Source organism: Dyadobacter sp. (assembly GCF_017744695.1).
Taxonomy (GTDB): Bacteria; Bacteroidota; Bacteroidia; order Cytophagales; family Spirosomataceae; genus Dyadobacter.
The window spans coordinates 363611-388572 of sequence record NZ_JAGIAS010000007.1; the positions used below are offsets into that span (position 1 = coordinate 363611).

Below are 24962 nucleotides of genomic sequence, written 5' to 3' on the forward strand. Positions count from 1 at the left end.
GAACACGAAGACATATTCGTGCTAATTCGCGGTCCGCCGCTGCGGTGCCTTCACGGCATATTAAAGTAAGCAGAGAAGCTTCTTAGCTTTTGGATATAAAATCCCCCTTATGTCCAAAATCCTAACCCCGCCCACCACTTTCCTCGGCAGGCTCAAATACCTCGGTCCCGGTTTCATCCTTTCCGCTGCTATCGTAGGCTCCGGCGAGCTGATCGCCACTACTGCATTGGGCGCGAAAGCCGGTTTCGTCATGTTCTGGCTCATTATTCTGAGCTGTCTCGTAAAAGTCGCATTGCAGCTGGAATTTGGCAAGAATGCCATTTACACCGGGACATTCATCATGTATAACTTCAATAACCTGCCCGGGTTACGGCTGGGTAAGGCGCATTGGAGCATTTGGCTATGGCTTTCACTGCAAGGGTTGAAATTGCTGCAAGTGGGCGGCATTGTCGGAGGTGTCGCCATTGTACTGAATATGGCCTTCCCTTTTATTTCGGTCAATTTGTGGGCCATTATTTCGGTTTTAATCACTTCTTTCTGGGTCTACAAGGGCAACTATGGCCCGGTGGAGAAAGGTTCGCTAGTGATGATCATTCTTTTCACGGTCGTTATTCTCATATCCGTCATTTCCCTCCAATGGACGCCATATGCCATTACCTGGCCGCAATTTGAGAGCGGTTTGCAATTTTCGCTGCCGACCGCACTAGTCGCGACGGCATTCGGGGCATTTGGTATAACCGGCGTCGGTGGCGACGAAATCATGTATTACAATTACTGGTGTATCGAGAAAGGCTACGCCGCCTACACCGGCCCTAACGACGGCACGAAAGAGTGGTCTGCCCGGGCGAAAGGCTGGTTTCAGGTGATGTATCTCGACGCTGTATTGTCGATGGTGGTCTATACTATTGTGACGGCCGCATTTTACCTGTTAGGCGCCGCAGTGCTGCACACGGGAGGTGCTGTGCCGGAGGGTTACCAGATGGTGGATACGCTATCCCGCATTTTCACCGAAACACTGGGCCCATGGGCAAAAAATATATTTCTGATTGGCGCATTCTTCGTGCTTTACTCGACATTGTTCACTGCCGCGGCGAGCTGGGCGAGGGTTTGGGGAGACGCATTCGGGCAGATTGGCTGGATGAAGTTCGGCTCGGAGCACGAACAAAAGCGCAGTATCGGCATTATGTCGTGGGTACTGCCCATTGCCTGGTGCCTGCTGTTTCTGTTTTTTCAAGCGCCGGTAATGATGGTAATACTTGGTGGTATTGCAACATCCGTTCTGCTGTTGCTCGTGGTGTATGTATCGCTCGTATTCCGTTACCGCAACCTGCCGGCTGCATTGAAACCGTCGGCTTTGTACGATATTTTTTTCTGGATAAGCGTGCTCTCGATCCTGTTTGTGAGCGGGTATGGTATTGTTCAAATTATTTAGGGAAGAATAGTACTTAATTTTAAATGAGTAGTACTTTTTGATAGCAAACGAATAGGGGAGTTACTTCTGATTTTCGTCTAACTGATTGCCAGTCAGGTAAAATGTATGCATTTCGAAATCCTAAATTCTTTCACATGGACAAACCAGCCGAAGTATCGAGAAGAAACTTTATCAAAAACACAACCGGGGCCGCAGTGGCACTCTCTATTCCAGCCATCATCCCCGCCAGCGCGTTCGGCGCGAACGACCGTGTACGTGTAGCCGTGTTGGGCGTGAACGGGCGCGGACAGAGCCATATTTCGGGTTTTAATGCCCTGAGCAATGTAGAAGTCGCGACGCTCTGCGATCCTGACAACAACATTTTGCAAAAGCGGGCTCAGGAATTCGAGCAAAAGACCGGTAAGAAAGTCAAAACGGAAAACGACCTCCGCAAAGTTTTCGATGATAAAACCATCGATGCTGTCAGTATCGCTACACCGAATCACTGGCATGCGTTGGCGGCCATTTGGGCATGTCAGGCAGGGAAGGATGTGTATGTGGAAAAGCCGGGCTCACACAACCTGCACGAAGGCCGTAAGCTTGTAGAAGCTGCCCATAAATATAAAAGAGTGGTGCAGCACGGCGTCCAGCTCCGTAGCTCCGAAGCATTGAAAGAGGCCGTGAAGCACCTCCGCGATGGATTGATTGGTAATGTCTATATGGCTCGCGGTCTCGTTTACAAATGGCGCCCCGATATCGGCGATAAAGGCACCGAATCCATACCCGCAGGGCTCAACTACGACCTCTGGACCGGCCCGGCGGAAATGAAGCCATTTTCGCGTAACTACGTGCATTACGACTGGCACTGGCATTGGAACTATGGCAATGGCGATATCGGCAACCAGGGTATCCACGAAACCGACATGTGTATGTGGGGGCTCGGCGTGGAATCCTTTCCGGACAAGATCACGTCATCGGGAGGCAAATTCCTCTGGAACGATGCCAAGGAAACGCCGGAAGTATTGAGCTCTTCATTTGTATATACCAAAGAAAAGAAGATCATCGAATTCGAAGTGCGGCCGTGGATGACGAACGAGGAAGGCGGCGTAGGCATTGGTAACATCTTCTATGGCTCAGAAGGCTACATGGTCGTGAAAGGCTATGATTACTACGAAACTTTCCTGGGCAAGGACAAAAAAGCTGGCCCGTCACGCAAAGCGGGTGGAGATCATTACAAAAACTTCATCGACGCCGTAGTCGCCAAGGATCCGAAGTTGCTCAATGGGCCGGTTGAGACGGCACATTTATCATCAGGCCTGGCGCATTTGGGGAATATCGCCTACCGCGTCGGCCGCGCATTGACATTTGATAACAAGACTGAGAAGTTTGTAGGGGATGAGGAGGCTAACAAGCTGTTGACGAGGAAATACCGCTCACCGTACGCGCTCCCGCAGGTCGTATAGGCGAAGCATTGGAGTGATTTAATAATTGTTCATTGAAAAGTTCTCTTTATGAGAACTTTTCTTATATTCACACACTTGTATGAAAGTACATTTGATTAGAAAAGAGAGCATTGCAGGATTTGTTGCGGATCACGCAAGAAGTGCATCTTCATTTGATGATTGGCTTGGCAAGCTAAAAGGTGCAAATTGGCGATCGCCCGGAGATATCCGGGAAAATTACCCGACAGTCGATTTCCTTGGAAATGGATGTCCTCGCGTGGTATTCGATATCGGCGGCAACAATTACCGCATGATTTGTAAATATGCATTTGGCAAGAGCTTTGTGCGCTTATATGTAAGCTGGATTGGCACTCATGCTGAGTGTACGAATTTATGTAAACGCGGACTGCAATATTCTATAAATCAATTCTGACATGGGAGAGCTGAAATACAAGGTCATTAAGACCAGGGAACAATACTACGAGTATTGTAATGAGTTGGAAAGATTGGATGATTCAGGAGAATCCGAAGGCAAATATCAGGACGAAGCAGAACTCTTGATGGTCTTGATCGAACACTTTGATGCAGAGCATACCATTTTCAAAGGTGAGTTTGACCCGGTTGAATTGCTCAAATCGCTCATGAAGGATCATAAGATGAAGGCGAAGGACATAGCCGAACTGCTGAATGTCAGCAAAGGATATGTTTCCGAGATTCTGAACTACAAAAAAGGAATGTCTAAAGAGGTTATTCGTAAGCTGGCTACGCGTTTTGCGATGAGGCAGGAGGCATTCAATAGGCCTTACCGGTTGGAGGGTGAAAGGATGATGGAGGAAGAGGAGGATGTTGTAGCGCATGAAGCTGTCAATCTGTAATATTTAAATGTTTACATTTAACCACTATACCGATGAATCACTATCAAGAAATCACGCGCTATCTCGACAATGCGAGAGAAATTTTGACCACTAAGGCTAAAAAGGAAGGCCAGGTGTATAAGGACGTTAAATACGTGCAGATGGCATCAGGAACGGCCTATAATGCGGCCTTAATGATTGCCGACGAATATTTGAGGAAGAAGGAGGGGGTGAAATTTACAAAGCCCAACAGCATTGACGAATACCGTGTGCGTCTAAATAAGCATAACAAGACTCTGCTGAGCTACCTGAATAAAGCTTATGATACACTACACCTGGCAGGCTATTATCATGCTACACCTTCTGCTTGGACTATCAAACAAGGCATGGAAGCCACGGAAAAGATGTTGGCATTGATAGCCTAATTTAAGCATCATACTAAACACAAAAAACGGCCGACAGTAACCCCGCCGGCCGTTCTTATATCTTAATTACCGTTCACTTCAGTGAACGGAGGGCTACTCAACTTTTTAGATTCGTTTACCCGACCTTTAAACTCTTATAGAGCACTAAAATCAAACGATTCCAGATATTTCGTAGTGAAATTCCCTGATTTAAACCCAGGATCATCCATCAGTTTAATATGGAACGGGATCGTGGTTTTAATACCCTCAATCACAAACTCCTGCAATGCACGCTTCATACGCGTAAGCACCTCCTCGCGCGACTGGCCGCTGACGATCAGTTTCGCGATCATCGAATCGTAGTTTGGCGGAATGGTGTAGCCGCTGTACACGTGGCTGTCGATGCGAACACCGTGACCGCCAGGGAAATGCAGGTTAGTGATCTTGCCGGGTGCCGGACGGAAGCCATTCGCAGGGTCTTCCGCATTGATACGGCATTCCATTGCATATAGCTTCGGCGTGTAGTTCTTCCCGGAGATAGGCTCGCCTGCCGCTACTTTAATTTGCTCCTTAATCAGGTCAAAATCAGTTACTTCTTCGGTGATCGGGTGCTCTACCTGGATACGCGTGTTCATTTCCATGAAGTAGAAATCACCATGCTTGTCCACGAGGAACTCGATGGTACCGGCACCTTCGTAACCGATGGCCTGAGCACCTTTGATGGCCGCAGCACCCATTTTCTCACGCAATTCAGGCGTGATGATCGGGGATGGCGTTTCTTCTACCAGTTTCTGGTGACGACGCTGGATCGAGCAGTCGCGTTCCGAAAGGTGGCATACTTTACCGAACTGGTCGCCGATGATCTGGATTTCGATGTGACGGGGTTCTTCCACGAACTTTTCGAGGTACAAACCGTCGTTTCCGAATGCAGCCGCAGATTCCGTACGGGCGTCGTTCCACGCCTTTTCGAATTCTTCGGGCTTGTTGATTACGCGCATTCCGCGTCCGCCACCACCTGCCGTCGCTTTCACGATCACAGGGTAACCGATGCCTTCAGCGAGTTCTTTGCCTTGTTCAAGCGATTCGAGCAAGCCTTCGGAACCTGGTACGACCGGTACGCCGGCTGCGATCATCGTCGCTTTGGCGGTAGCTTTGTCGCCCATTCCGTTGATCTGGGCGGCGGTTGCGCCGATGAATTTAATGCCGTAATCCGCGCATATTTGTGAGAATTCGGCGTTTTCGGACAAGAATCCGTAGCCCGGGTGGATCGCGTCCGCTCCGGTTACTTCCGCTGCCGAAATGATATTCTGGATGCTCAGGTACGATTGCCTGCTGGGCGGAGGGCCGATACAAACGGCCTCGTCGGCAAACCGTACGTGAAGGCTGTCGCGATCGGCTGTCGAGTATACCGCGACAGTTTTGATGCCCATTTCACGACAGGTCCTGATTACACGCAGGGCGATTTCGCCCCGGTTAGCAATGAGTATCTTTTTAAACATGTAATTCAGTGAGTTTTCGTTCGCTGCGTTAAGCAGGTTCAACCAGGAATAATGGCTGGTCGAATTCTACCGGAGTTGCGTTTTCAACCAGGATCTTTACGATTTTACCTGATACTTCGGATTCGATTTCGTTGAACAATTTCATCGCCTCGATCACGCAAACTACTTTTCCGGGTTTGATCTCATCACCGATGTTAACGAATGCCGGTGTTTCGGGGCTCGATGCGCGGTAGAACGTACCGATCATCGGGGATTTAATGGTAATGAGGTTCGAAGAAGCTGGTTCTTTGGAAACCGCTGGCTCGGCCGAAGCGGCCGGTGCAGCTGCTGCGGGTGCCGCAGGAGCGATTGCAGGCGCAGCTGCCGCTACCGGTGCTGGCGTGTAAGCTACAACCGGTGCAGTGGCAAAGCGTTTTACCTTGATTTTCAGGTCGGCCGTTTCAATATTCACTTCATCAAGTCCCGACTGGGCAATGAAGTCAATCAGTTTTTGGATTTCTTTGGTTTCCATTTAATTAAGATTTAACCCTTTCTACGTATTCGTATGTGCGTGTGTCAACTTTGATTTTTTCACCCTCGTCGATGAAAAGCGGCACCATAATGCGTGCACCGGTTTCTACTTCGATCGCTTTCTTAGGAGAGTTGGCCGTGTCGCCTTTCAGTCCCGGCTCCGAATAAGTTACCACCAATTCCACGAAAGGAGGAAGTTCGCAGGTTAACGCTGCATCGTTTTCAGTATTGATCAGGATCTCAACTTCCTGTCCTTCCTTCATCAGGTCGGCGTTGGTCACCAGTTTTTCGTCGATCAATACCTGGTCGAATGTTTCGGAGTTCATGAAGTTGTAGCCAACTTCATCTTTATATAGGAACTGGAACTTGTGACGCTCCACGCGTACAGGCGTAATGCCTGCGCCTGAGGAGAACGTATTGTCCAGTACTTTGCCGCTAGTAAGGCTTTTCAGTTTGGTACGTACGAACGCGTTGCCTTTTCCGGGTTTCACGTGTTGGAATTCAATCACCTGAAAAAGATCATGGTTGAAATGGATCACCAAACCGTTACGCAAATCTGCAGTAGTTGCCATTTTTATGCTAATGAATTGTATGATAATGCTTTAATGAAAATCACATGCCTACGCTTCGATACCCCATTTGAGGTACATCGCGCCCCAGGTAAAGCCTCCGCCGAAAGCGGCGAGTATCAGGTTGTCGCCTTTCTTTAGTTGTGATTCATAATCCCACAGACAGAGCGGTATCGTTGCCGCCGTGGTATTTCCGTATTTGTGTATGTTCATCATCACCTTGTCCATGCCTACGCCCATGCGGTTGGCAGTGGCTTCGATGATCCGGCGGTTGGCCTGGTGAGGAACAAGCCAGGCTACATTGTCGCTGTTGAGGCCATTGCGCTCCATGATGTCGGCAGCGATGTCGGCCATATTGGTCACGGCAAATTTGAAAACCTGCGCGCCATCCTGATAAACGTAGTGCAGCCTGTTTTCTACCGTTTCGTGGGTGGGCGGGTAGCGACTTCCCCCGGCTTTCTGGTTGAGGTAAGGATAACCTGCCCCATCCGATTTGATGATCGAGTCCAGGATACCGTTTCCGGATGTATCCGGTTCAAGCAATACAGCGCCTGCACCGTCGCCGAACAGAATACAGGTCTTGCGGTCGGTGTAGTCGACAATCGCGGACATTTTATCCGCGCCCACGACAATCACCTTTTTATATTTTCCGGTCTCGATAAATTGCGAGCCGAGTGTCAATGCATAAATAAAACCCGAGCAGGCAGCCTGGATGTCGAAGCTTCCGATGTTACGGATGCCCACCATATCGCAGATGAGGTTAGCTGTGCAGGGGAAAACAAAATCGGGTGTGGTCGTAGCGCAGATGAGCAGGTCGATTTCTTCGGGACGTGTATTGGTTTTGGCCAGCAACCCCTTTACAGCCTCGGCACCCATATGTGAACTTCCTAAACCTTCGCCTTTCAGAATACGTCTTTCTTTGATGCCTGTGCGGCTAACGATCCATTCGTCGTTCGTCGCAACCATTGTTTCCAACTCTGCATTAGTCAACACATAATCAGGCACATAACCTTGTATTCCTGTTATAGAGGCTTTAATATGGGTCATGATAAATCAACTATTCAAAATCCGAATAGATTTGGTAAAAGGGACAGTTTCAGTTTTTTCATAGTCATGTGGTTGTCGCATCCGTCGTTAGTTCAATGCTTGGGCGATGTGCAGGTAAGCTTTGGATTTCACCTGTTTGTAAGCCCAGTCAACCATATTTTTGATGGCCAGAGGTGTTGATACCCCGTGCGCGATCATCACATTTCCATTCACCCCGATAATGGGACTGCCTCCGATGGACTCGTAGTTCGTTTGGTCGATAAAATCGTCCTGGAAACCTCTCTTCTTCGAAATCTCGTACAGAGACTCTCCGAGTTTGAACAAAATATTGCCTGTAAAGCCGTCGGTAACGATCACGTCGGCCTTGTTGGTGAAGAGATCTTTCCCTTCAATATTCCCGATAAAATTGATGCGCTTGTTTTGTTTCAGCAGGGGATAGGTGGCCTGCGAAGTGAGGGAGCCTTTCTGCTCTTCTTCCCCGATATTCATCAACGCAACCCTTGGCTTGTCGATCTGGAAAGTGTGCTGGGCAAAAATCGAACCGATTTCGCCAAATTGTGAAAGGACCTCGGGTTTGCAGTCGGCATTGGCACCGATGTCGAGCATGACGGCATATCCTCCTCCTACCTGCGGCACGAGGCCTGCGATGGCGGGGCGAAGAATACCTTCAATAGCTTTAATGCTGAAAAGGGCGCCCACGTGCATGGCACCTGTGTTTCCTGCACTGCAGAATATATCTACCTCTTTTTCTTTCAGAAGCTTGAAACCCACACCAATGCTGGAATTGGGTTTTTGAGAAAGGGCTTTGGTAGGATGTTCCCCCATCTCGATTACATCTTCTGCGTGAACGACGTCAACATTAGTAGGCGTGAAGTTGTGCTGGTTGAATATCTCCCAGATCACGTTCTCACGGCCAATTAAAACGATTCTCGCCTCGGATGGTAGCTCAGAAGAGGCTTGGATCACCCCTTCAACAATTGCTTGCGGAGCTAAATCTCCCCCCATAGCATCTACCGCAATTTTCATTTACACGCTGTTATTTTGACAAATAAGTTAGAAACCGAAGGTGTAAATTTAGCAGATGTGCCGCAGTAAAAAAGAATTTCGCAACAACTTTTATAGGGCTGCTGCGAAATTGAATTGCTCATCGACTGAAACTAAACCGTTTTAGTATAGTTCTCAACTACAACCTTTCCTCTGTAAACCAGGTTGCCTTCGTGTACGTGTGCACGGTGCAATTGGTGGATTTCTCCGGTTGTAGCATCAGTTCCCAACTGCTTTCCGGTAAGGAAATCGTGCGCTCTGCGTGAATCGCGACGGGTGCTGGAATGTCTCCGCTTAGGATGTGCCATGATATTTTTGGTCTATTGTTTTTACTATTTATAATCTATATCAGTCAGTTTCAACTGACTGTAAAATGATTCTTTTTCATTCTCTCTCAATTCTTTGCAGTTGATTTTAATCAACTGATCCAAAGAGAAAGCTTATTTTTTCAAATTCTTCAATGCTTCCCAGCGAGGGTCGATCTTCTCTTCATCCTGCCCATCTTCCCCTTCCTCCGTTTCTCCGCCGGAAGTGTACACCAATGTGCCTTCTTCCTCGTCATCCTCCAAATCGAAATCGTCTTCCTCTGTCCGCAGGCTCGGGTGGAGCTTCTTCACTGGTAACGATAACGCGATGAAATCAAAAATATAACGCGCTACGTTGATCCTGTTGGTGTTACGGCTGATGATCTCGATCTCTTCCGTCAGTTCTTCATTGTGATCGCCGAACTTTAAAATAATGCGTTCGTCGGAATCAATCGGTTCTTCGAACGTTTCCAGGCTGCGGTCACAAGTCAGGGTTACGCTTCCTTGCGTGTGAAAACGGAGCTGGATCATCGTCGCCGATTTGCTGAGGATCACGTGCGTTTTGAAGTGCCCGTGCTCGATCAGATCCTGCTCCATTTCTTCAAAAAAAGCGTCGCCAGACTCCATATCATAGTCATACTGTTTGTCTTCCAAACCGTAAATGTCTATGTTGTATTTACTTAGCTCTTTCACTTTTTCTGTCAAAAGGAGTGCAAAGGTAATGTGTTTCAGTTTAATAAAAAACATTGGGCCGGAAAATTGTTGCCCGCCTGCCGCTATTCTTTGGTGTTATCAGATTTTCCGCGCCGGATTCCCGAAATAGGTAGCGCCAGCCGGTACATTCTCCACCACCACCGATCCAGCACCGATCCGCGCATTCTTGCCGACCTGTATACCCGCCACGATTACCGCGCCAGAGCCGATGAACACGCCGTCGCCCAACGCCACGCGGTCATTCACGATCGCGCCCGCGCCTATGGTCACGAAGTCGCCTATGATGGCCGAAGTATCAACGATTGCCCCCGTTTGTACAAGGCAGTGATGACCGACCACCGTGCGTGCGCCGATCGTAGCACGCGCTGCAATGAGGTTACCGTGCCCGATCGACGCCATACCGGAGATCACGGCGCTGTCATGGATCGCATTCACGGGCATATTCTTGTATTCCTCGTTCAGTGTTTCCACGAGGCGTTCCCGCACCGAGCGCTCGCCGATCGCGATGAATGCCTCGCATTTGGAGCCTATTATATTAAGGTAGCTCGTATCGTCGGTATTGCCGAGCACGCTCACATCGCCGAACTCTTTGCCGTGCAGCTCTGCGTGGTCGTCGAGGAAGCCGTAGACGAGTACATTGTTTCTTCTGAAAATATCGAGGGCCTGCATACCGAGGTCGCCGGCGCCGAAGATTAATACGGGGTTTTCCATAATTGCTGTTGTTATCGAATAAAAAGTCTTCATCTGAATGGTTGGTTCAAATGAAGACTTAAAAATTTAGGCTTGAATATCGTACTTACAGGAATGTTACCCTGAAAACAAACGGGCTGCCGTAAGGTGACAGGTTCTGTCCGCTGTATTTATCGATCTGGCTGTCGTAGCTGAAATTATACAGCGCGGTCAAATGCACTGCTTTGATAAACTTCCCGCCGATGGGCTGGGAATAGGATGCACCGGCCATGGGTGAACCCAGCCATTGCCGCTTCTGATACGAGCCCTCTACATTCAGCGCTTCAAACTCGCCGATGATGTTGACTGGCGGGATCACATTGTACATCATGAATGCGCGGCCACCATAGTAGGCGGTGTTGATATCATAATATTTATAGCGGAAATACATGATCGTTGCGCCCACGCCGCCGACGAGCTTTTCGGTCAACTCGTAACCGGCCATGGGTGAAAGGTTAATGTTTGTCACACTTCCGAGGCTCAATCCGAAGCTGCCTCCGAGGCGCAGCCTTTCGATGAATTTTTTGTCTTCGAAATCTGCGAGTTTCTTCTTTTCAGCCAGAACGGGTTTCTGATCTTGTGGTTTTCTTTCGACGGGAGGTACTTCCTTTCTTTCCGGCTGGTCCTTCCGAAGCGAATCGGGGCGGTAGTATTCGTCATTCTGCGCCATGAGCGAAGGACTGATCAAAACCGCCAGGAGAAACAGGAATGGCAGGAGAATTTTACTTTTCATCTTAAAATCGTTTATTTTATAATGTTGTAACTGGTAACGTAGGACTATCTGGTTTTTGTCTACGGAAACTGCGCTTCCGGCTCCTCTTAACACCACGCGTTTCGTATATGCTCTATCACATTTCGGTTCCTGACCCACAAAACCGTTTCCTTGACATCACTTATACCATCTCCGAAATCCACAGCGAACAGATCGAAATCCAGCTGCCCGCATGGCGCCCGGGGCGGTACGAACTTCAAAACTTCGCCAAAAATATTCAATTTATCGAAGCGATCTCTGCCGCTGGTCACAAACTGCCCCTGCATAAGGTAACCAAAGACCGCTGGCGGGTTGGAACAGCGGGCGAAAACGAGGTGCGGATACATTATACTTACTATGCATCCATTCAAAATGCGGGTAGCAGCTACGTAGACGATGAATTGTGGTACCTCAACTTCATCAACTTCTGCATGTATACTGAAGGCCGCATTGCAGAGCCTTACCTTGTCGAGCTCGATTTGCCCGACGGTTACCAGGTTGCATGCGGATTACCATCGGCTGGTAAGAATGCATTATCGGCGAGAGATTTTTACCAATTGGTCGACAGCCCGATGCTGGCCTCGGAAACCTTGCAAAAGTGCGAATACGAAGTCCGCGGCGTTCATTTTAAAATATGGATGCATGGAAACCTCAAACCCAACTGGCGGCGCATCGAGCGTGACTTCCGCCGTTTCTCGCGCGAACAAATTGCGATGATGGGCGAGTTTCCCGAGAAGGATTACCATTTCCTGAACCTGATTTTACCAACGGCATTCTACCACGGCGTAGAGCACCAGAATTCCACGATGATTGTGCTCGGGCCGGACGACGAGGGTGAAGGCCTCTACTCCGACCTCCTGGGCGTGAGCTCGCACGAACTTTTCCACGCCTGGAACATCATCCGCATCCGCCCGGCGGAGCTTTTGCCTTATGATTTTACCAAAGAAAATTACTTCCAGACCTGCTTCGTGGCCGAAGGCTGCACGACCTATTATGGCGACCTTTTCCTGAGACGCGCCGGCGTTTTCAATGATGATACTTATGTGAAGGAGTTGCAGGTTTATATGAAGCGCCATTTCGAAAGCAGTGCCCACGCGGCGCAGTCGCTTGCGGAATCGTCGTTCGATCTTTGGCTGGATGGGTATGAAAAGGGTATCCCGAACCGGAAGGTGTCGGTTTACCATAAGGGCGCATTGGTAGCGCTTATTCTGGATTTGTATTTGAGGAAGAAAACTAATCACGCCCAGTCGCTGGACGATGTGATGAAGCTGCTATGGGTGCGTTTTGGAAAGCCGTTTGTCGGTTATACGCTCGAAGATTATATCGGCATTGTCGAGGAAGTGGCCGGAGAATCGCTGGAATGGTATTGGAAAGAATGCATTTTCACAGCCGCACCACTTGAAGACCGGTTGAACGAAGCGCTCGGATTTGTAGGATTGCAAATGTCGGTTTTCAGCAATGGAAATGTGCAATTGAATGTGCTGGATGATTTTAAGGCACAAGTCCAACGCGAAAAATGGCTGGAAACGGCGCAGGTACTGACGGTCGAGGAGGAGGAATTGGAAGACGGGGACGAGGAAGAGTGAGATAGATACTTCGGCTGTCGGCAATCGGCTGTCGGCTTTTTATGGGATGTAGCGTGCGAATGCAAGTATTTTGTAACATTTTCGATAGCCGAAGTTTATCCCAACTCTGCTCTCAAAGCACCTTCCAGCTCCCCATACCAGTACCGAAACTCCGTCTCGCCTACAATCCGCTCATTAATCACATAATTCCCACCGAGCACCACCGCTGCCATTTCTCCGAAAACCAGCTTCAATGCAAATGCAGGAACATTGGGAAACCACTGCGGGCGGTGGAGGACTTTGCAAATGGCTTTTGTAAGCGCTTCATTAGTTACTGGTGGTGTTGCAACGGCATTATAGGCCCCGTGCCAGCTTTCATTTTCCAACGCCTCGATGTATAACCTACACATATCGTCGAGGTGGATCCAGGACATCCATTGCTTGCCGGAGCCCAGTGGCGCGCCCGCGCCGAACCGCGCGGGTAATGCCATTTTGGGGATTGCGCCACCGTCTTTGCTGATCACAATACCGGTCCGAAGCTTAACCGTACGAATGCCTAATGCGGCAATTTCGTCGGCCGCTTTTTCCCATTCGATGCTTACGTGGGAGAGAAAATCGTTGCCTGCGGGTGTGTTTTCAGTATTTTTGGCGTCGCCGGTATCCTGGCCGTAGTAGCTGATGCCCGAGGCTGACACGAATGCAACCGGTTTTACAGGCATTTCGGCGAGCTTTCGGGCAATGAGGCGGATCGATTCGGTACGGCTTTCCAGGATGGCTTTTTTGCGTTCCTCCGTCCAGCGGCCGTCGCCTACATTGGTACCAGCCAAATGCACGAGAAAATGCAGGTTATCCAATGCGCCTTCCTCAATATATCCTTTTTGAATATCCCATTCAAAAACCTGAACATGAGGTATACTGGATTTTTTTCGGCTCAAAAATGCGACTTCATAGTCCTTTTCGAGCAGCATTTGCGTAAGCCGCTTGCCTATAAGGCCCGCGCCTCCGGTGATCAGTACTTTCTTTCCCATAATCAATGCTTTGAAAAAAGCATACCGTGCTAGATTTCGGCCGATGGCAATGCGTCGCCCGGCGAACCGTCGCCCGGCGATCCGTCGCGCGGAGCCTCCTGCTCGATCGCCTGCGTTACGCGTGCGACCATTTCTTCTACCGACTCGTCGGGACGGAAATGCATGGGTGGCTTGAACTGAACGGTCAGCCGGGTGTTCCGCTTTTTAAAACGCAGTCCTTTTTTGTCAAATGCCCGTCTGAAGCCATTGATCACGACCGGGATCACGATCGGATGATGGTCGTTGATCAAATGCGCTGTGCCTTTGCGTACAGGGGCATACGGTTTGGTGGTTCCTTGCGGGAAGCTCACCACCCAGCCATGCTGCAAACCCATCCCGATGCGGTCCTGGGCGGAGGTATCGAGTTGGCGTTTCACGTCTTCGCCATTGGCCCGCCATGAGCGTTCGATGGTAATGGCACCACCCATACTGAACACTTTGGGTAAAAAACCACCTTTCATGGTTTCGGCTGCGGCTACGTAGTACATTCTCGCCCGGGGTGAAAGCAGGTAAAACGGCGGGGACATGGTGTCTTTATAACCCCATTTGACAGCACAGAAAATATGAAAGAATGCGATAACGTCCGCAAAATAGGTCTGGTGGTTTGAAAGAAAAAGCACGCCCTGGTCCGGAAGGTCCATCAGGTGTTCGGTGCCGGTAATGCGGGTTTTATTGACGGCCGTATAGCGGTAATAAGTGGCCCAACCGAGTATGAAAATGAGTAATCGTTTAATAGCCAGAAAGTTGCCGAATGGATCTTTCTCGAACAAGCCCAGGAAGTCTAGTCGGGCGAGCCAGGAAGGGAGTGCGCTATATGTGATCTTTTTAAAACTCATAATGGTGTAAACGGGGCATTCGGGCTTAGGAGGTGTCGTTTGTATTCAAGTTTGTTCCACCCGGTTTTGGGAAGAAGTGGTAATTTAGAGAATAAGCCGGCGTAATGGCAAATATTTTTACGACCGCCCATTGTTCAGTGCCCAAAGTCGAAAGCCGTCAGCCGAATGCCGAAGTCACTATTTGGCATGATTCTTTGCATATAATTCGCGAGAACATTTAATTTTGACCAATCCCTTCATTCAAGTCATTTTTCAAATTTTATGAAAATGAAATACGCATTTCGCATTCTGCCGGCAGTTGTGGTGGCTGGAATGCTCGCAGGTTGTTCCAAAAATCCGGTTACTGGCAAAAAAGAGATCGTCTTTATGTCGCAAGAGAAAGAGATCGCGCTCGGAGCCGAATCGCACCCGTCTATCGTGGCCACCATGGGCATTTATGACGATAAAAACCTGCAATCCTTCATCAATGAGAAAGGTATGGCCATGGCGAAGATCTCGCACCGGCCCGATCTACCTTACAAGTTCTTCATCGTGGACTCACCGGTAGTGAATGCATTTGCAGTACCCGGTGGTTACGTATATTTTACAAGGGGAATTATGGCGCATTTCAATAATGAAGCCGAATTCGCCGGCGTACTCGGCCACGAAATCGGCCACATTACGGCCCGTCACTCGGCCCGCCAACAGACCTCACAGATCTTCGGGCAGGTTGGCCTCGCGGCGGGGATGATCCTTTCCCCGCAGGTACGTGCGATGGGTGAGCAGGCGCAACAGGCGCTGGGCTTGCTCTTTTTGAGTTACAGCCGCGACCACGAGACCGAATCGGACAAAATCGGGGTCGATTATTCAAGCAAGATTGGTTATGACGCCAGGGAAATGGCCGATTTTTTTGGTACACTCAAAAGAATCTCTGAAAAAGCAGGACAGGCGATCCCTACATTCCAGTCTACCCACCCCGATCCGGGTGACCGTATGCAGAAGGTGGGCAAGCTGGCTGCCGAATACCAGACTGCACATCCCGGCAAGTATAATGTAAACCGCGATGTGTATTTGCGCAAAATCGATGGCATTATATACGGTAACGACCCGCAGCAGGGTTTTGTGGAGAATAATACATTCTACCACCCCTCCCTGAAATTCCAGTTCCCGGTGCCGAGCGGTTGGCAATATGAAAACTCGCCGATACAATTCCAGATGGCCTCAAAGGATGGTAAATCGATGATGCTTTTTACCCTCGCGGATGGCAAAACACTAGATGAAGCGGCGCAGGCAGTGGTGAAGAATTACGGTTTGAAAGTATTGGAAAACAATAAAACGACGATTAACGGTAATCCGGCGCTGGTGATGGTATCGCAGCAGGCGGAGCAATCGCAAACGGGGCAGGCAGTGGCGGCTACTGACAATACTGTGCAAGTAGGTACCTGGCTAATCCAGTACGGCGGCAACATTTACGCGATTCATGGTGTGTCCACAGCAGGGAACTATGCTTCTAATGCCGGCCAGTTCCGCTCGGTGGCACAGGGTTTCAAATCGGTTTCCGATGCCAATATCCTGAACCGCCAGCCGGAGCGCATCCGCATTAAAACTGCCCAGCGCGAAGCAACTTTGCGCGAGGTGTTGAAAGATAACAATCAGCCCGATGGAAAGCTCGACGAACTCGCTATCCTGAATGGCATGGCACTAACGGACAAAGTTGCGAAGGGCTCGCTTTTCAAAATACTGGGTAAGTAACCTACTTCGAAAAATAGGAGAGCGGCGGCATCAAACAATGTCGTCGCTCTTTTTGTTGACCGTTCATCCTGACCAATCTACCATTAGTCCCGGGATCAGAAACTTTTCACTTTAAAATTTGGTTGACATATCAACACAATATACCTTTGTAACATCATGAGCGCAAACATCGATAGCTGGCAAAACCTTAGGGAAGAATTGAAGAACTCGTTGCAATTCAAATTGGGGGCCGTTACCAAAACGGTTTTCAAGAAAATGAATGCGGAGCTCGTCAATGAAGGTATTCCAGTGCTCGCTGAGCAACTACCTATTCTGATGGTTGTATATTTCCAGGAACAGGCGCGCACGCAGCAGGACATTGCCAATATTTTGCAAAAAGATAAAGCGGGTATCCAGCGTTCTGTGCAGACTTTACACAAAGATGGTTTCCTGAAAATCGAAAGTGATATTGAGGACAAAAGAAAGAATCTGATATCGCTTACGCCGAGTGGGAAATTTGTCTGCGAACGTATTCAGTCGCTTGCGATCGCATTCAACAACCAGATTATGGAACATTTTACAGAGCAGGAATGGACGACGTTCCTGGGCTATCTGGACAGGGTCGTCAAAGTTGTAGACAAATAATTTTTTTTCAATTAATAGTTGATATATCACCAGTAGAGGTGTCAACTATCTATCATTAGCCACAATAATCAGCAACAGGTCAAATGAAAAGTAAATGGATAGCCGCAATCATCGTAGTCGCCGCGTCGGTGGCACCGGGCTGGGCGCAGACGCGTCTGACGCTCAAAGATTGCATTGCCTACGGAATCAAGAATAACGGGAACGTTAAAATAGCTCAGTATAAAGAAAGTACGGCGGTGCAGCAGGGCCGGGAAGCGCTGGCGGGTTATCTGCCGCAAGTAGCGGGTAACGCATCGCTCGACGACAACCTCAAACTGCAATCAACCGTGTTGCCGGGCGCGCTTTTCGGCGGAGAAGACCGTCGTGTGGCGCTGGGTACCAAATACCAGAGCAATGCCTCTGCGCAGGTGGATCAGGTGATTTTCGACCAGTCGCTGCTGGTGGGTATTCAAGCCAACAAACCGAACCAGGAGAATGCAGCATTGAACTCAAAGAAAACGAAGGAGACGATCATATATAATGTAGCGAATGCCTATTACCAGGTGTTCGTGACCTCGCAGCAGATCGCGCTTTTGAAGGATAATTTGGATAAAACCAGCCAGATCCTGAGCACATTGAAGTTGCAACTGGACAACGGTGTGATCAAGAAAGTGGATTACGACCGGACGCAAGTGAATCTGAACAATATCAAATCACAACTCACACTGGCGGAAAGCAACCTGACGCTATCCGAAAACCAGTTGAAGTTCCAGATGGGTATGCCGTTGAGCGATCAACTCGTGCTCGCAGACAATCCGCTCGATCAACCTTTCAAAATTGTAGAGCCGGGACAGTTTGATGCTTCCAATCTGACGGATTTCAAAATCCAGAACCTGAATATGGATTTGCAGCAATTGGAAAAAGCACGCATTAAAGCAGGCTATTTGCCCAAGGTATCGGTTTACGGCCGCTATGGCGTGCAGGCGCTGGGGAACGACCTTGGTACCTCCTGGGGTAACTGGTTCAGTTACGGCGCGATTGGTCTGAAAGTGAGTATCCCAATCTTCGATAGCTTCCGCCGCGACGCGCAGTATAAGCAAGCCGACCTGAACCTGATGACGCAGAAAGAGCAACTGAAACTCAATGTGCAGAACTACGAATTGCAGAACAGCAACGCATTGACCCAGCTCCAAAAAGCGAAATCCAATCTGGCGAGCGACGAAAACAACGTGACCCTGGCAAAAGAGGTATACGACGTAACAACGCTGCAATACCGCGAAGGCACCGTGCCGCTGACAGATTTATTGAATGCCGAAACTTCGTACAAAGAGTCGCAAAGCAACTATATCAACTCGATGCTGAGCTACTACCAGGCGAAATTGGGCCTTGAACAGTCAACCGGTAGTCTCAACGAATTTTACACAGCATTACCATAACACTTCATCAACAAGCCTGCTTGCAGGCTATTCATTCATTCACTCATTGACTCATTTGAATCTCCATGAAAAGAAAACTCATCATCATCGGTTCCATCGCCCTCATCGGCGTTCTGATCGGTTTGCGACTTGTGGCCAACAAAGCCAAGATCGACGAGAAGAAGAAAATGCCCGAAAATAAGAATGTAACCATTCCGGTAACCGCCACTGCAGTGCAGGAAGGCAGCGCCGATCAGCAGCTGATCCGCACCGGTAGCCTTATTCCTTATAAAGAAGCCGAAATTATGGCAACTGCTGCCGGTAAGGTATTGGCTGTGAAATACGAACTCGGCTCGCACGTAAGCCAGGGCGCGACGATCGTGAAAGTGGATAGCCGTTTGAAAGAACTGTCACTCGAAGCTACCGAACTCAATATCAACAAACTGAAAAAAGACACCGACCGCTATTCCAAACTGTTGGCGGGTAATGCGGCCACCGAAGTGCAGGTGAACGATACCAAATACAACTACGACAATGCATTGAACCAGGCCGAGCAGATCAAACAGCAGATCAGCGACGCGTCTATTCAGGCGCCCATCAGCGGCCGCATCGTGAAGAAAAACATCGAGCCGGGCGAGTTTGTGAATGTAGGTACTTCGCTGGGAACGATCCTGGACGTATCGCGCCTGAAAGTACAGGTGATGATCAACGAAAACGATGTGTATAAGCTTAACGAAGGTCAGCACGTGCAGGTGAGCACCAGTATTTTCCCGGGTAAAAAGATCGACGGCGTGATTTCCTACATCGCTCCGCAAGGTGACGAGTCGCATAACTATCCCGTTGAAATTGTGGTGAAAAACTCGACTGAACTGAAAGCCGGAACGTTCGTAACCGTTGAATTCCAGCAAAAAAGCAGCGCGCAGTCGCTCCTGATCCCGCGCAGCGCGCTCGTGGAAAGCGTGCGTAACCCGTATGTGTACGTGGTGGAAGGCGGCGTGGCGAAACAGCGCAAAATTGAAGTGGGCCGCGAAGTAGGCGACAATGTGGAAGTGTTGACAGGCCTGAAAGCCGGCGAGACGGTAGTTACAACCGGACAGATCAACCTGAGCGAAGGCGCTTCGGTGACCGTTACAAAATAATCTTCATCAGCAAACTGAAAGAATTATGTCAATTACCGAAGTAGCCGTAAAGAGACCGCTCTTCATAACCGTAGTATTCGTCGTACTGGTACTATTCGGTTTGATTAGCTACAACCAATTGTCTTACAACTTGTTGCCCAAATTCGAGGCCAACGTTGTGAGCGTGATGACGACTTACCGCGGAGCTTCTGCGGACGAAGTCGAAACGAACGTGACGAAGCATATTGAAGATGCCGTGTCGGCCATTGAAGGTTTGGACCAGATCAACTCGACTTCGCAGGAAGGGGTTTCGTCCGTGATTATCCAGTTGAAACAAGGCATTAGCGTCGATTTGGCGCAACAGGAAGCGCAGCGGAAAGTGGAGCAAGCGATTTCACTCCTGCCCGATGACGCCGACCGCCCGGTTATCAACAAGTTCTCGACCGACGAAATCCCGGTTTTGAGAATGGGCGTGACCGCGAACCTTTCGCCGTCTGCATTGTACGACCTCATCGACGACAAGCTGAAACCACAGCTTTCGAACGTAACTGGTGTGGGGCAGGTGACCATTATTGGTGGTACCGAACGCCAGATCCAGGTAAATATCAGTCAGGCTAAATTGAAGGCTTACCATTTGTCGATCAGTCAGGTTTCGGCCGCGATCAACAATGCGAACACTTCTTACCCGGCCGGCCAGGTAAAAACCCAGGAAGACCAGTTGTCCATCCGTTTTGACGCGAAGCTTACTACGGTTGCCAATTTGAGAAATGTAATAGTAGGTAAATCTTCGAATGGCGGGAATATCTTCCTTCGCGACATTGCTGAGGTTTATGACGGCGTGGCTGACGCTACCGCGGTGAACCACATCAATGGTCGCCCGTCGGTGGCATTGCAAATTCAGAAACAATCCGACGCGAATGCTGTGGATGTGAGCAAGCTTACCCGCGAGCGCCTGACGAGCCTTGAAAAGCAATATGCATCGCAGGGTTTGAAATTCAATATTGCTTCCGACCAATCCATTTACACATTGGCGTCGGCGAATGCCGTGGTGTTTGACCTTGGCCTCGCGGTGCTGATCGTGTCCGTGGTCATGCTGTTGTTCCTGCACAGCTTCCGCAGCTCGATGTTCATCCTTGTGGCATTGCCGTCGTCGATGATCCCGACATTTATATTGATGAGTTTGATGGGCTTTTCGCTCAACCTGATGACCCTCATGGCGCTCTCGCTCGTGGTGGGTATCCTCGTCGATGACTCTATTGTGGTGTTGGAGAATATCAACCGTCACATGGAAATGGGCAAAAGTCGCTGGCAGGCCGCATTGGATGGCCGGGCCGAGATCGGTTTCACCGCATTGGCGATTACCCTCGTGGACGTCGTGGTATTCGTGCCGCTTGCATTGACGCAGGGCTTGATCGGGAACATTTTGCGTGAGTTCTCCCTGGTGGTCGTATTCTCTACCTTGATGAGTTTGTTAGTTTCATTTACATTGACCCCATTGCTCGCATCGCGTTTTGGCAAAGTCGAAGTTTTGGATAAAAACACGCTGTGGGGCCGTTTGAACCTCGGATTCGAGAGATTCCTGGATAATGTAAAAGAAGAATATGGTCGCATCCTTACCTGGGTACTGGGCCACAAACGCTACATTTTCCTGCTTTCGATCTTTCTGATCGTCGGTTCCATCGCATTGGTACCGGGCGGGTTTGTAGGAGCGGCGTTCATGCAGCAAAGCGACCGTGGTGAGTTGAATGTCTCCATTGAATTGGCACCGACTGCTTCGGTGTATCAAACCAATCAGGTAGCGCAGCGTGTCGAAAAAATCCTTTTGGCAAAACCGGAGGTTACCAAGGTATTTACCAATGTCGGTTACAGCAGTACCGGTTTGGGGACCACTTCCAACAGCAACATTGCCGATTTAACCGTTCAGTTGGTGGATAAAAAGGAGCGTACCATTTCGTCCGAAGAATTTGGCCAGAATATCCAGAAGGAAATCCTGCAAATCCCGGGCGTAAAAGTAACCGTCGCGCCGACTTCGATCACCGGTAATGCCAACCAGGCTCCGATCCAGGTAGCCGTAAAGGGCACCGACATGGCCGTGATCCGTAAAACCGCCGCACAGGTGAAAGAAATCGTAGCTTCCGTGCCAGGTAGTTCCAACGTCGATTATTCCGTGGACGATCCGAAACCGGAAGTAGGCGTGACGCTTGATCGCGAGAAAATGGCGCAGCTAGGTATCAATGCTGCCGAAGTAGGTGCAACATTACAAACCGCTTTCCGCGGTGACGACCGTTCGAAATTCAAGCAAAACGGCAAGGAATACGACATTATGGTGAACCTCGACCAGTTCGACCGCTCCAAAGCTGACGATATTCGTCACCTGACGTTCGTGAACAGCCAGGGGCAGACCTTCGAACTTTCGCAATTTGCCACCATCCGTGAAGGAATGGGGGAAAGCGTGCTGCAACGTATCGACCGTCTGTCGTCGATCACCATCAACTCGCAGGTAGTAGGCCGCCCGTCCGGCTCCATCGGTGCCGACATTCAGGCTAAAATGGCGAAAGTGAAGCTCCCCGAAGGCATCAGCATCGAATATCGCGGTGACCTGAAAAATCAGGCTGACGCATTCGGCAGTCTTGGGGTGGCGTTGCTGCTCGGCATCATCCTGATCTACCTCATCATGGTAGCGCTGTATGAAAGTACCATTTACCCATTTGTGGTACTCTTCTCGATCCCGGTAGCCCTCGTCGGCGCATTAACCGCCCTGGCTTTGACCATGGAAAGCCTCACGATCTTCTCGATCGTCGGTATGATCATGCTCCTGGGCTTGGTAGCGAAAAACGCGATCCTGATCGTCGACTTCGCTAACCAGTTGAAAGAAGAAGGCTACGCATTAAAAGAAGCTCTTATTGAAGCCGGCAAGGAACGTCTTCGTCCGATTTTGATGACCACCATCGCAATGATCGCGGGTATGCTGCCGATTGCACTTGCTTCCGGCGACGGTGCCGAGGTGAAGAATGGTATGGCATGGGTGATCATCGGTGGCTTGACCAGCTCATTGCTGCTGACGCTGTTCCTGGTTCCTAGCGCCTATTATGTGGTGGATAAGATTAAGGAGCGCTTTGCGAAGCGGAAGAAGCGGAAGGTGAAGGAAGAGATGGTTTTGGAGGCTTGATAATGCTTTGAATAAATGTAAAATGCCCCACTGTTTTCGGCAGTGGGGCATTTTACATTAAAGTTTCGTATAGTTTGGCGGTGCTGATTGTTTGATCAAATCCCATTCGGCGTAGATGTTCGATCAATTTCTTATCGCCGGTCCAAAGCGTGCCACCCGTATGTAATGCTAGCGCAATGTAGTTAATGTCGAAACAATCAACTCCTGCGGTTAGACGCTCGGCCTCCAACCAGTGTTCTTCTTCGATGAAGGTCTCATTGTACAATTGCATGCTGGTGAGAACGGCAAACAAATCATCGATCACTTCATCAACAGATTTCTTCGAGCACTTGACAATTTTTGACTGATGCTTGAAAAGCTCTACAACCGCGTAATAGCAGCTAATGCGTTTTGCTTGAAGATTGGGATGAGTGAGGATTTTCGCCAGTTTATTATCCGGGTAATGAGTGCACTGAAAATGATGTTTACATCTACAACTATGGTCACTTGATAAAACGGCTACGGTTCTTCGCCCACCATGCACCGTGTACTTCACGCGCGAGCTCCGCGGCCTGTTCCCCAGTGCCTTGATTTTTGGCATTGGATTCAAGAAAGCGGAAATAGCTGGTAAGCTTTTGTACTTCTTCCATATCGATGAGAGAAGCGTTGAAGCGTATGACGATGTCCTCGTTTTGTCGTTCGATTTCCATAATCGCGTCGTCAGTTGTATCACAATTTAATCAAATTCAGTAATATATGATGCCACGAATGAGCAGAAGGCTGGCGGTAATCTGGCAGAAGAGCCGGAAATTGCCTTCCGTGAGATTTCTGGCCCTTCATTCAAATCATGCTTTCATACTTTCAATGCGCTGTATGAAAAATACCAGCTCTCTGAAAGTCATAAAAATGTCACTAACACGCGGATTGTAGCCGGCTTCCTGCTGAAATGCCATTGCATCGCTGTAAATCGACCACAGGTGATCGCGAATTTCAGCCGGGCTGCCTACATTCAAAAGTTCTTTTACTTGCCTGCCGTAAGCGAGGCATACCGAATCCTCGGATTCGGTTGTGTGTGATGAAGTTGTCATTTGCGTTACTTTTTAGGTTAAAGATTATGCCCTGCCTAAGGTGACCTAGCGTATGTAACCACGCCCGGAGCCTTTCGACAAGCCGCACCATCGCAGGGCAATACCGGCAAGATTTTTCATAGCGTTACATATGAATAAAGCCGGTATCTGACCCGGAAGTTGGGTTTGCGATTGAAGGAGATTTCGTAGGGGCGGAATACGAACACGGCGGTCGGCAGATCTAACTAATGGAGATATTCGAAACCGGGCTGTTTAAACTGGCAGTTTTCTTCTTTTTAGATTTGCTTTCTGCCTGCATTTGCGCCGTTTCGGCTTTCAAAATCTGTTCAATCGTCTCGAACTTAATAATAGGTGCCTTTCCAACGAGCAATGCGAGCTCAATCAGTTTTGAAATGGTAAAATTGAAATTACCATTCAGAATCTGAGAGACGTAAGAGGGGGATACATTCAGCTTCTCGGCCACCTGCTTCTGGGTTAGATTGTTTTCCTTCATGTAGGTGTTGAGGAGGTTGAAAACCTGGATTTGCACTTTTGCGAGCCAGTAGCCGGTACCTCTCAAAATTTCCTCGCGTTCTGTCATAAGTTCTCGTGGTTAAATTCCCTGTGAATGGATCTCCTTTAATAGTCGTTCCAGATATTTAAAATCTGCTTTTTGGTCAGTCTTGCGCCCGCCAATTAAAATTACCCTTCCTGTTTTTTCCAGCTTGAATAGATAGAAGCGTAAGTGCTTACTTTTAGCCTCGTAAAGCTGATAAGGCAATTTGCCGAGCTTCAATTGGCGAAAAATCGTTTTAGGCAACGTTACAAGATTACATGAATCTTCAATGGTTGAATAAATCTTTTCAATTTCAAAATTTAAGGTAGCATCGCGCCTCATGACTTTTTCAAATTCGTCGATTGGGCAAATCTGGTTAATAGCCAGCTTGAAAAGTTTAATTCTTGTCGATGATACTTTGCCCGACAACCGAATGCTGAACTTTGACATAAAGTTAAGTTTTAACTTAATATTTGTCAAGCCTGAAATCAGGCCCGTTTCAGCATAAGGCGTTGTAGATAGCTGTATTAACCTAATGTTTAATCATCAATGAGCAACCGGTAGAGATAGATGTATG

At 49.0% G+C, this 24962-nt stretch carries 27 protein-coding genes; 11 read left to right on the plus strand and 16 right to left on the minus strand.

Features of this window, described 5'->3' with window-relative positions:
• Positions 1–109 precede the first annotated feature (109 nt).
• From J7619_RS24870 to J7619_RS24890, 5 genes are all read left to right on the plus strand, one after another.
• Positions 110–1432, plus strand: coding sequence for an Nramp family divalent metal transporter (locus tag J7619_RS24870; RefSeq protein WP_291205224.1), 1323 nt, complete (start codon positions 110–112; stop codon positions 1430–1432).
• 134 nt (positions 1433–1566) lie between these two features.
• Positions 1567–2874, plus strand: a complete 1308-nt coding sequence (locus tag J7619_RS24875; RefSeq protein ID WP_291205227.1) for a Gfo/Idh/MocA family protein — start codon at positions 1567–1569, stop codon at positions 2872–2874.
• A gap of 79 nt (positions 2875–2953) precedes the next feature.
• Positions 2954–3286, plus strand: a complete 333-nt coding sequence (locus J7619_RS24880) for a type II toxin-antitoxin system HigB family toxin (RefSeq protein ID WP_291205230.1) — start codon at positions 2954–2956, stop codon at positions 3284–3286.
• 1 nt (position 3287) lies between these two features.
• Positions 3288–3728, plus strand: coding sequence for a type II toxin-antitoxin system HigA family antitoxin (locus J7619_RS24885; protein WP_291205233.1), 441 nt, complete (start codon positions 3288–3290; stop codon positions 3726–3728).
• A 32-nt stretch (positions 3729–3760) separates the two neighbouring features.
• Positions 3761–4132: a DUF5618 family protein gene (locus tag J7619_RS24890; protein WP_291205236.1), complete on the plus strand. Its 372-nt coding sequence runs from the start codon at positions 3761–3763 to the stop codon at positions 4130–4132.
• 134 nt (positions 4133–4266) lie between these two features.
• On the opposite strand, the gene accC is transcribed toward J7619_RS24890, so the two are convergent.
• The 9 genes from accC to J7619_RS24935 form a co-directional block, all read right to left on the minus strand.
• Complete coding sequence (gene accC, locus J7619_RS24895) at positions 4267–5610, minus strand: acetyl-CoA carboxylase biotin carboxylase subunit (RefSeq protein WP_291205239.1); 1344 nt, start codon at positions 5608–5610, stop codon at positions 4267–4269.
• A 28-nt stretch (positions 5611–5638) separates the two neighbouring features.
• Positions 5639–6121, minus strand: coding sequence for an acetyl-CoA carboxylase biotin carboxyl carrier protein (accB, locus tag J7619_RS24900; RefSeq protein ID WP_291205242.1), 483 nt, complete (start codon positions 6119–6121; stop codon positions 5639–5641).
• Positions 6122–6125: 4 nt separating this feature from the next.
• Entirely contained in the window at positions 6126–6692 is a 567-nt protein-coding gene (gene efp / locus J7619_RS24905; protein ID WP_106594126.1) for an elongation factor P, read from the minus strand.
• A gap of 48 nt (positions 6693–6740) precedes the next feature.
• Positions 6741–7736 carry a beta-ketoacyl-ACP synthase III gene (locus tag J7619_RS24910; RefSeq protein WP_291205247.1) on the minus strand — a complete coding sequence of 332 codons (996 nt, stop codon included), beginning with the start codon at positions 7734–7736 and terminating at the stop codon, positions 6741–6743.
• 87 nt (positions 7737–7823) lie between these two features.
• On the minus strand, positions 7824–8762 hold the full coding sequence (gene plsX / locus J7619_RS24915) for a phosphate acyltransferase PlsX (RefSeq protein ID WP_291205250.1): 939 nt from the start codon (positions 8760–8762) through the stop codon (positions 7824–7826).
• Positions 8763–8893: 131 nt separating this feature from the next.
• Positions 8894–9088: a 50S ribosomal protein L32 gene (rpmF, locus tag J7619_RS24920; protein WP_015813599.1), complete on the minus strand. Its 195-nt coding sequence runs from the start codon at positions 9086–9088 to the stop codon at positions 8894–8896.
• Positions 9089–9220: 132 nt separating this feature from the next.
• Complete coding sequence (locus J7619_RS24925) at positions 9221–9832, minus strand: DUF177 domain-containing protein (protein ID WP_291205253.1); 612 nt, start codon at positions 9830–9832, stop codon at positions 9221–9223.
• Between the two features lie 45 nt (positions 9833–9877).
• The gene (locus J7619_RS24930; protein ID WP_291205256.1) at positions 9878–10510 is read right to left on the minus strand and encodes an acetyltransferase; all 633 of its coding nucleotides are present in this window, start codon (positions 10508–10510) and stop codon (positions 9878–9880) included.
• A gap of 85 nt (positions 10511–10595) precedes the next feature.
• The gene (locus J7619_RS24935) at positions 10596–11261 is read right to left on the minus strand and encodes a hypothetical protein (RefSeq protein ID WP_291205259.1); all 666 of its coding nucleotides are present in this window, start codon (positions 11259–11261) and stop codon (positions 10596–10598) included.
• Positions 11262–11368: 107 nt separating this feature from the next.
• On the opposite strand from J7619_RS24935, the gene J7619_RS24940 reads away from it, so the two are divergent.
• Positions 11369–12865 carry a M61 family metallopeptidase gene (locus tag J7619_RS24940; RefSeq protein WP_291205261.1) on the plus strand — a complete coding sequence of 499 codons (1497 nt, stop codon included), beginning with the start codon at positions 11369–11371 and terminating at the stop codon, positions 12863–12865.
• A gap of 95 nt (positions 12866–12960) precedes the next feature.
• Here the strand turns inward: J7619_RS24940 and J7619_RS24945 are convergent, their stop codons facing one another.
• Together J7619_RS24945 and J7619_RS24950 are read right to left on the minus strand one after the other, a co-directional pair.
• The gene (locus tag J7619_RS24945) at positions 12961–13872 is read right to left on the minus strand and encodes a TIGR01777 family oxidoreductase (protein WP_291205264.1); all 912 of its coding nucleotides are present in this window, start codon (positions 13870–13872) and stop codon (positions 12961–12963) included.
• A gap of 29 nt (positions 13873–13901) precedes the next feature.
• Positions 13902–14747 (minus strand): 1-acyl-sn-glycerol-3-phosphate acyltransferase, encoded by an 846-nt coding sequence (locus tag J7619_RS24950; protein ID WP_291205267.1) that lies wholly within the window; start codon positions 14745–14747, stop codon positions 13902–13904.
• A gap of 261 nt (positions 14748–15008) precedes the next feature.
• On the opposite strand from J7619_RS24950, the gene J7619_RS24955 reads away from it, so the two are divergent.
• The 5 genes from J7619_RS24955 to J7619_RS24975 all read left to right on the plus strand — a co-directional run bounded on the left by J7619_RS24955 (position 15009) and on the right by J7619_RS24975 (position 22783).
• On the plus strand, positions 15009–16478 hold the full coding sequence (locus J7619_RS24955) for a M48 family metalloprotease (RefSeq protein WP_291205270.1): 1470 nt from the start codon (positions 15009–15011) through the stop codon (positions 16476–16478).
• A gap of 156 nt (positions 16479–16634) precedes the next feature.
• Positions 16635–17102, plus strand: coding sequence for a MarR family winged helix-turn-helix transcriptional regulator (locus tag J7619_RS24960; RefSeq protein ID WP_090156145.1), 468 nt, complete (start codon positions 16635–16637; stop codon positions 17100–17102).
• 83 nt (positions 17103–17185) lie between these two features.
• A complete protein-coding gene (locus J7619_RS24965; RefSeq protein ID WP_291205273.1) occupies positions 17186–18517 on the plus strand; it encodes a TolC family protein in 1332 nt (443 codons plus the stop codon).
• A gap of 65 nt (positions 18518–18582) precedes the next feature.
• Positions 18583–19635 carry an efflux RND transporter periplasmic adaptor subunit gene (locus J7619_RS24970; protein ID WP_291205276.1) on the plus strand — a complete coding sequence of 351 codons (1053 nt, stop codon included), beginning with the start codon at positions 18583–18585 and terminating at the stop codon, positions 19633–19635.
• A gap of 25 nt (positions 19636–19660) precedes the next feature.
• On the plus strand, positions 19661–22783 hold the full coding sequence (locus J7619_RS24975) for an efflux RND transporter permease subunit (RefSeq protein WP_291205279.1): 3123 nt from the start codon (positions 19661–19663) through the stop codon (positions 22781–22783).
• A gap of 52 nt (positions 22784–22835) precedes the next feature.
• Here J7619_RS24975 and J7619_RS24980 read toward each other — a convergent pair whose 3' ends face one another.
• The 5 genes from J7619_RS24980 to J7619_RS25000 all read right to left on the minus strand — a co-directional run bounded on the left by J7619_RS24980 (position 22836) and on the right by J7619_RS25000 (position 24835).
• Positions 22836–23363 carry a PIN domain-containing protein gene (locus tag J7619_RS24980; protein ID WP_291205282.1) on the minus strand — a complete coding sequence of 176 codons (528 nt, stop codon included), beginning with the start codon at positions 23361–23363 and terminating at the stop codon, positions 22836–22838.
• Positions 23266–23472, minus strand: a complete 207-nt coding sequence (locus J7619_RS24985; RefSeq protein ID WP_291205285.1) for a hypothetical protein — start codon at positions 23470–23472, stop codon at positions 23266–23268. The genes J7619_RS24980 and J7619_RS24985 overlap by 98 nt, the downstream gene beginning before the upstream one ends.
• A 135-nt stretch (positions 23473–23607) precedes the next feature.
• Entirely contained in the window at positions 23608–23850 is a 243-nt protein-coding gene (locus tag J7619_RS24990; RefSeq protein WP_291205288.1) for a hypothetical protein, read from the minus strand.
• 220 nt (positions 23851–24070) lie between these two features.
• Positions 24071–24430: a helix-turn-helix transcriptional regulator gene (locus tag J7619_RS24995; RefSeq protein WP_291205291.1), complete on the minus strand. Its 360-nt coding sequence runs from the start codon at positions 24428–24430 to the stop codon at positions 24071–24073.
• 12 nt (positions 24431–24442) lie between these two features.
• Positions 24443–24835: a hypothetical protein gene (locus tag J7619_RS25000; protein WP_291205293.1), complete on the minus strand. Its 393-nt coding sequence runs from the start codon at positions 24833–24835 to the stop codon at positions 24443–24445.
• Positions 24836–24962: the final 127 nt, after the last annotated feature.

Bases quoted from the DNA above. Each gene is read 5' to 3' on its own strand.
- J7619_RS24870 (WP_291205224.1), top strand. From the start codon at position 110: ATGTCCAAAATCCTAACCCCGCCCACCACTTTCCTCGGCAGGCTCAAA.
- J7619_RS24875 (WP_291205227.1), top strand. From the start codon at position 1,567: ATGGACAAACCAGCCGAAGTATCGAGAAGAAACTTTATCAAAAACACA.
- J7619_RS24880 (WP_291205230.1), top strand. From the start codon at position 2,954: ATGAAAGTACATTTGATTAGAAAAGAGAGCATTGCAGGATTTGTTGCG.
- J7619_RS24885 (WP_291205233.1), top strand. From the start codon at position 3,288: ATGGGAGAGCTGAAATACAAGGTCATTAAGACCAGGGAACAATACTAC.
- J7619_RS24890 (WP_291205236.1), top strand. From the start codon at position 3,761: ATGAATCACTATCAAGAAATCACGCGCTATCTCGACAATGCGAGAGAA.
- accC (WP_291205239.1), bottom strand. From the start codon at position 5,610: ATGTTTAAAAAGATACTCATTGCTAACCGGGGCGAAATCGCCCTGCGT.
- accB (WP_291205242.1), bottom strand. From the start codon at position 6,121: ATGGAAACCAAAGAAATCCAAAAACTGATTGACTTCATTGCCCAGTCG.
- efp (WP_106594126.1), bottom strand. From the start codon at position 6,692: ATGGCAACTACTGCAGATTTGCGTAACGGTTTGGTGATCCATTTCAAC.
- J7619_RS24910 (WP_291205247.1), bottom strand. From the start codon at position 7,736: ATGACCCATATTAAAGCCTCTATAACAGGAATACAAGGTTATGTGCCT.
- plsX (WP_291205250.1), bottom strand. From the start codon at position 8,762: ATGAAAATTGCGGTAGATGCTATGGGGGGAGATTTAGCTCCGCAAGCA.
- rpmF (WP_015813599.1), bottom strand. From the start codon at position 9,088: ATGGCACATCCTAAGCGGAGACATTCCAGCACCCGTCGCGATTCACGC.
- J7619_RS24925 (WP_291205253.1), bottom strand. From the start codon at position 9,832: ATGTTTTTTATTAAACTGAAACACATTACCTTTGCACTCCTTTTGACA.
- J7619_RS24930 (WP_291205256.1), bottom strand. From the start codon at position 10,510: ATGGAAAACCCCGTATTAATCTTCGGCGCCGGCGACCTCGGTATGCAG.
- J7619_RS24935 (WP_291205259.1), bottom strand. From the start codon at position 11,261: ATGAAAAGTAAAATTCTCCTGCCATTCCTGTTTCTCCTGGCGGTTTTG.
- J7619_RS24940 (WP_291205261.1), top strand. From the start codon at position 11,369: ATGCTCTATCACATTTCGGTTCCTGACCCACAAAACCGTTTCCTTGAC.
- J7619_RS24945 (WP_291205264.1), bottom strand. From the start codon at position 13,872: ATGGGAAAGAAAGTACTGATCACCGGAGGCGCGGGCCTTATAGGCAAG.
- J7619_RS24950 (WP_291205267.1), bottom strand. From the start codon at position 14,747: ATGAGTTTTAAAAAGATCACATATAGCGCACTCCCTTCCTGGCTCGCC.
- J7619_RS24955 (WP_291205270.1), top strand. From the start codon at position 15,009: ATGAAAATGAAATACGCATTTCGCATTCTGCCGGCAGTTGTGGTGGCT.
- J7619_RS24960 (WP_090156145.1), top strand. From the start codon at position 16,635: ATGAGCGCAAACATCGATAGCTGGCAAAACCTTAGGGAAGAATTGAAG.
- J7619_RS24965 (WP_291205273.1), top strand. From the start codon at position 17,186: ATGAAAAGTAAATGGATAGCCGCAATCATCGTAGTCGCCGCGTCGGTG.
- J7619_RS24970 (WP_291205276.1), top strand. From the start codon at position 18,583: ATGAAAAGAAAACTCATCATCATCGGTTCCATCGCCCTCATCGGCGTT.
- J7619_RS24975 (WP_291205279.1), top strand. From the start codon at position 19,661: ATGTCAATTACCGAAGTAGCCGTAAAGAGACCGCTCTTCATAACCGTA.
- J7619_RS24980 (WP_291205282.1), bottom strand. From the start codon at position 23,363: ATGCCAAAAATCAAGGCACTGGGGAACAGGCCGCGGAGCTCGCGCGTG.
- J7619_RS24985 (WP_291205285.1), bottom strand. From the start codon at position 23,472: ATGGAAATCGAACGACAAAACGAGGACATCGTCATACGCTTCAACGCT.
- J7619_RS24990 (WP_291205288.1), bottom strand. From the start codon at position 23,850: ATGACAACTTCATCACACACAACCGAATCCGAGGATTCGGTATGCCTC.
- J7619_RS24995 (WP_291205291.1), bottom strand. From the start codon at position 24,430: ATGACAGAACGCGAGGAAATTTTGAGAGGTACCGGCTACTGGCTCGCA.
- J7619_RS25000 (WP_291205293.1), bottom strand. From the start codon at position 24,835: ATGTCAAAGTTCAGCATTCGGTTGTCGGGCAAAGTATCATCGACAAGA.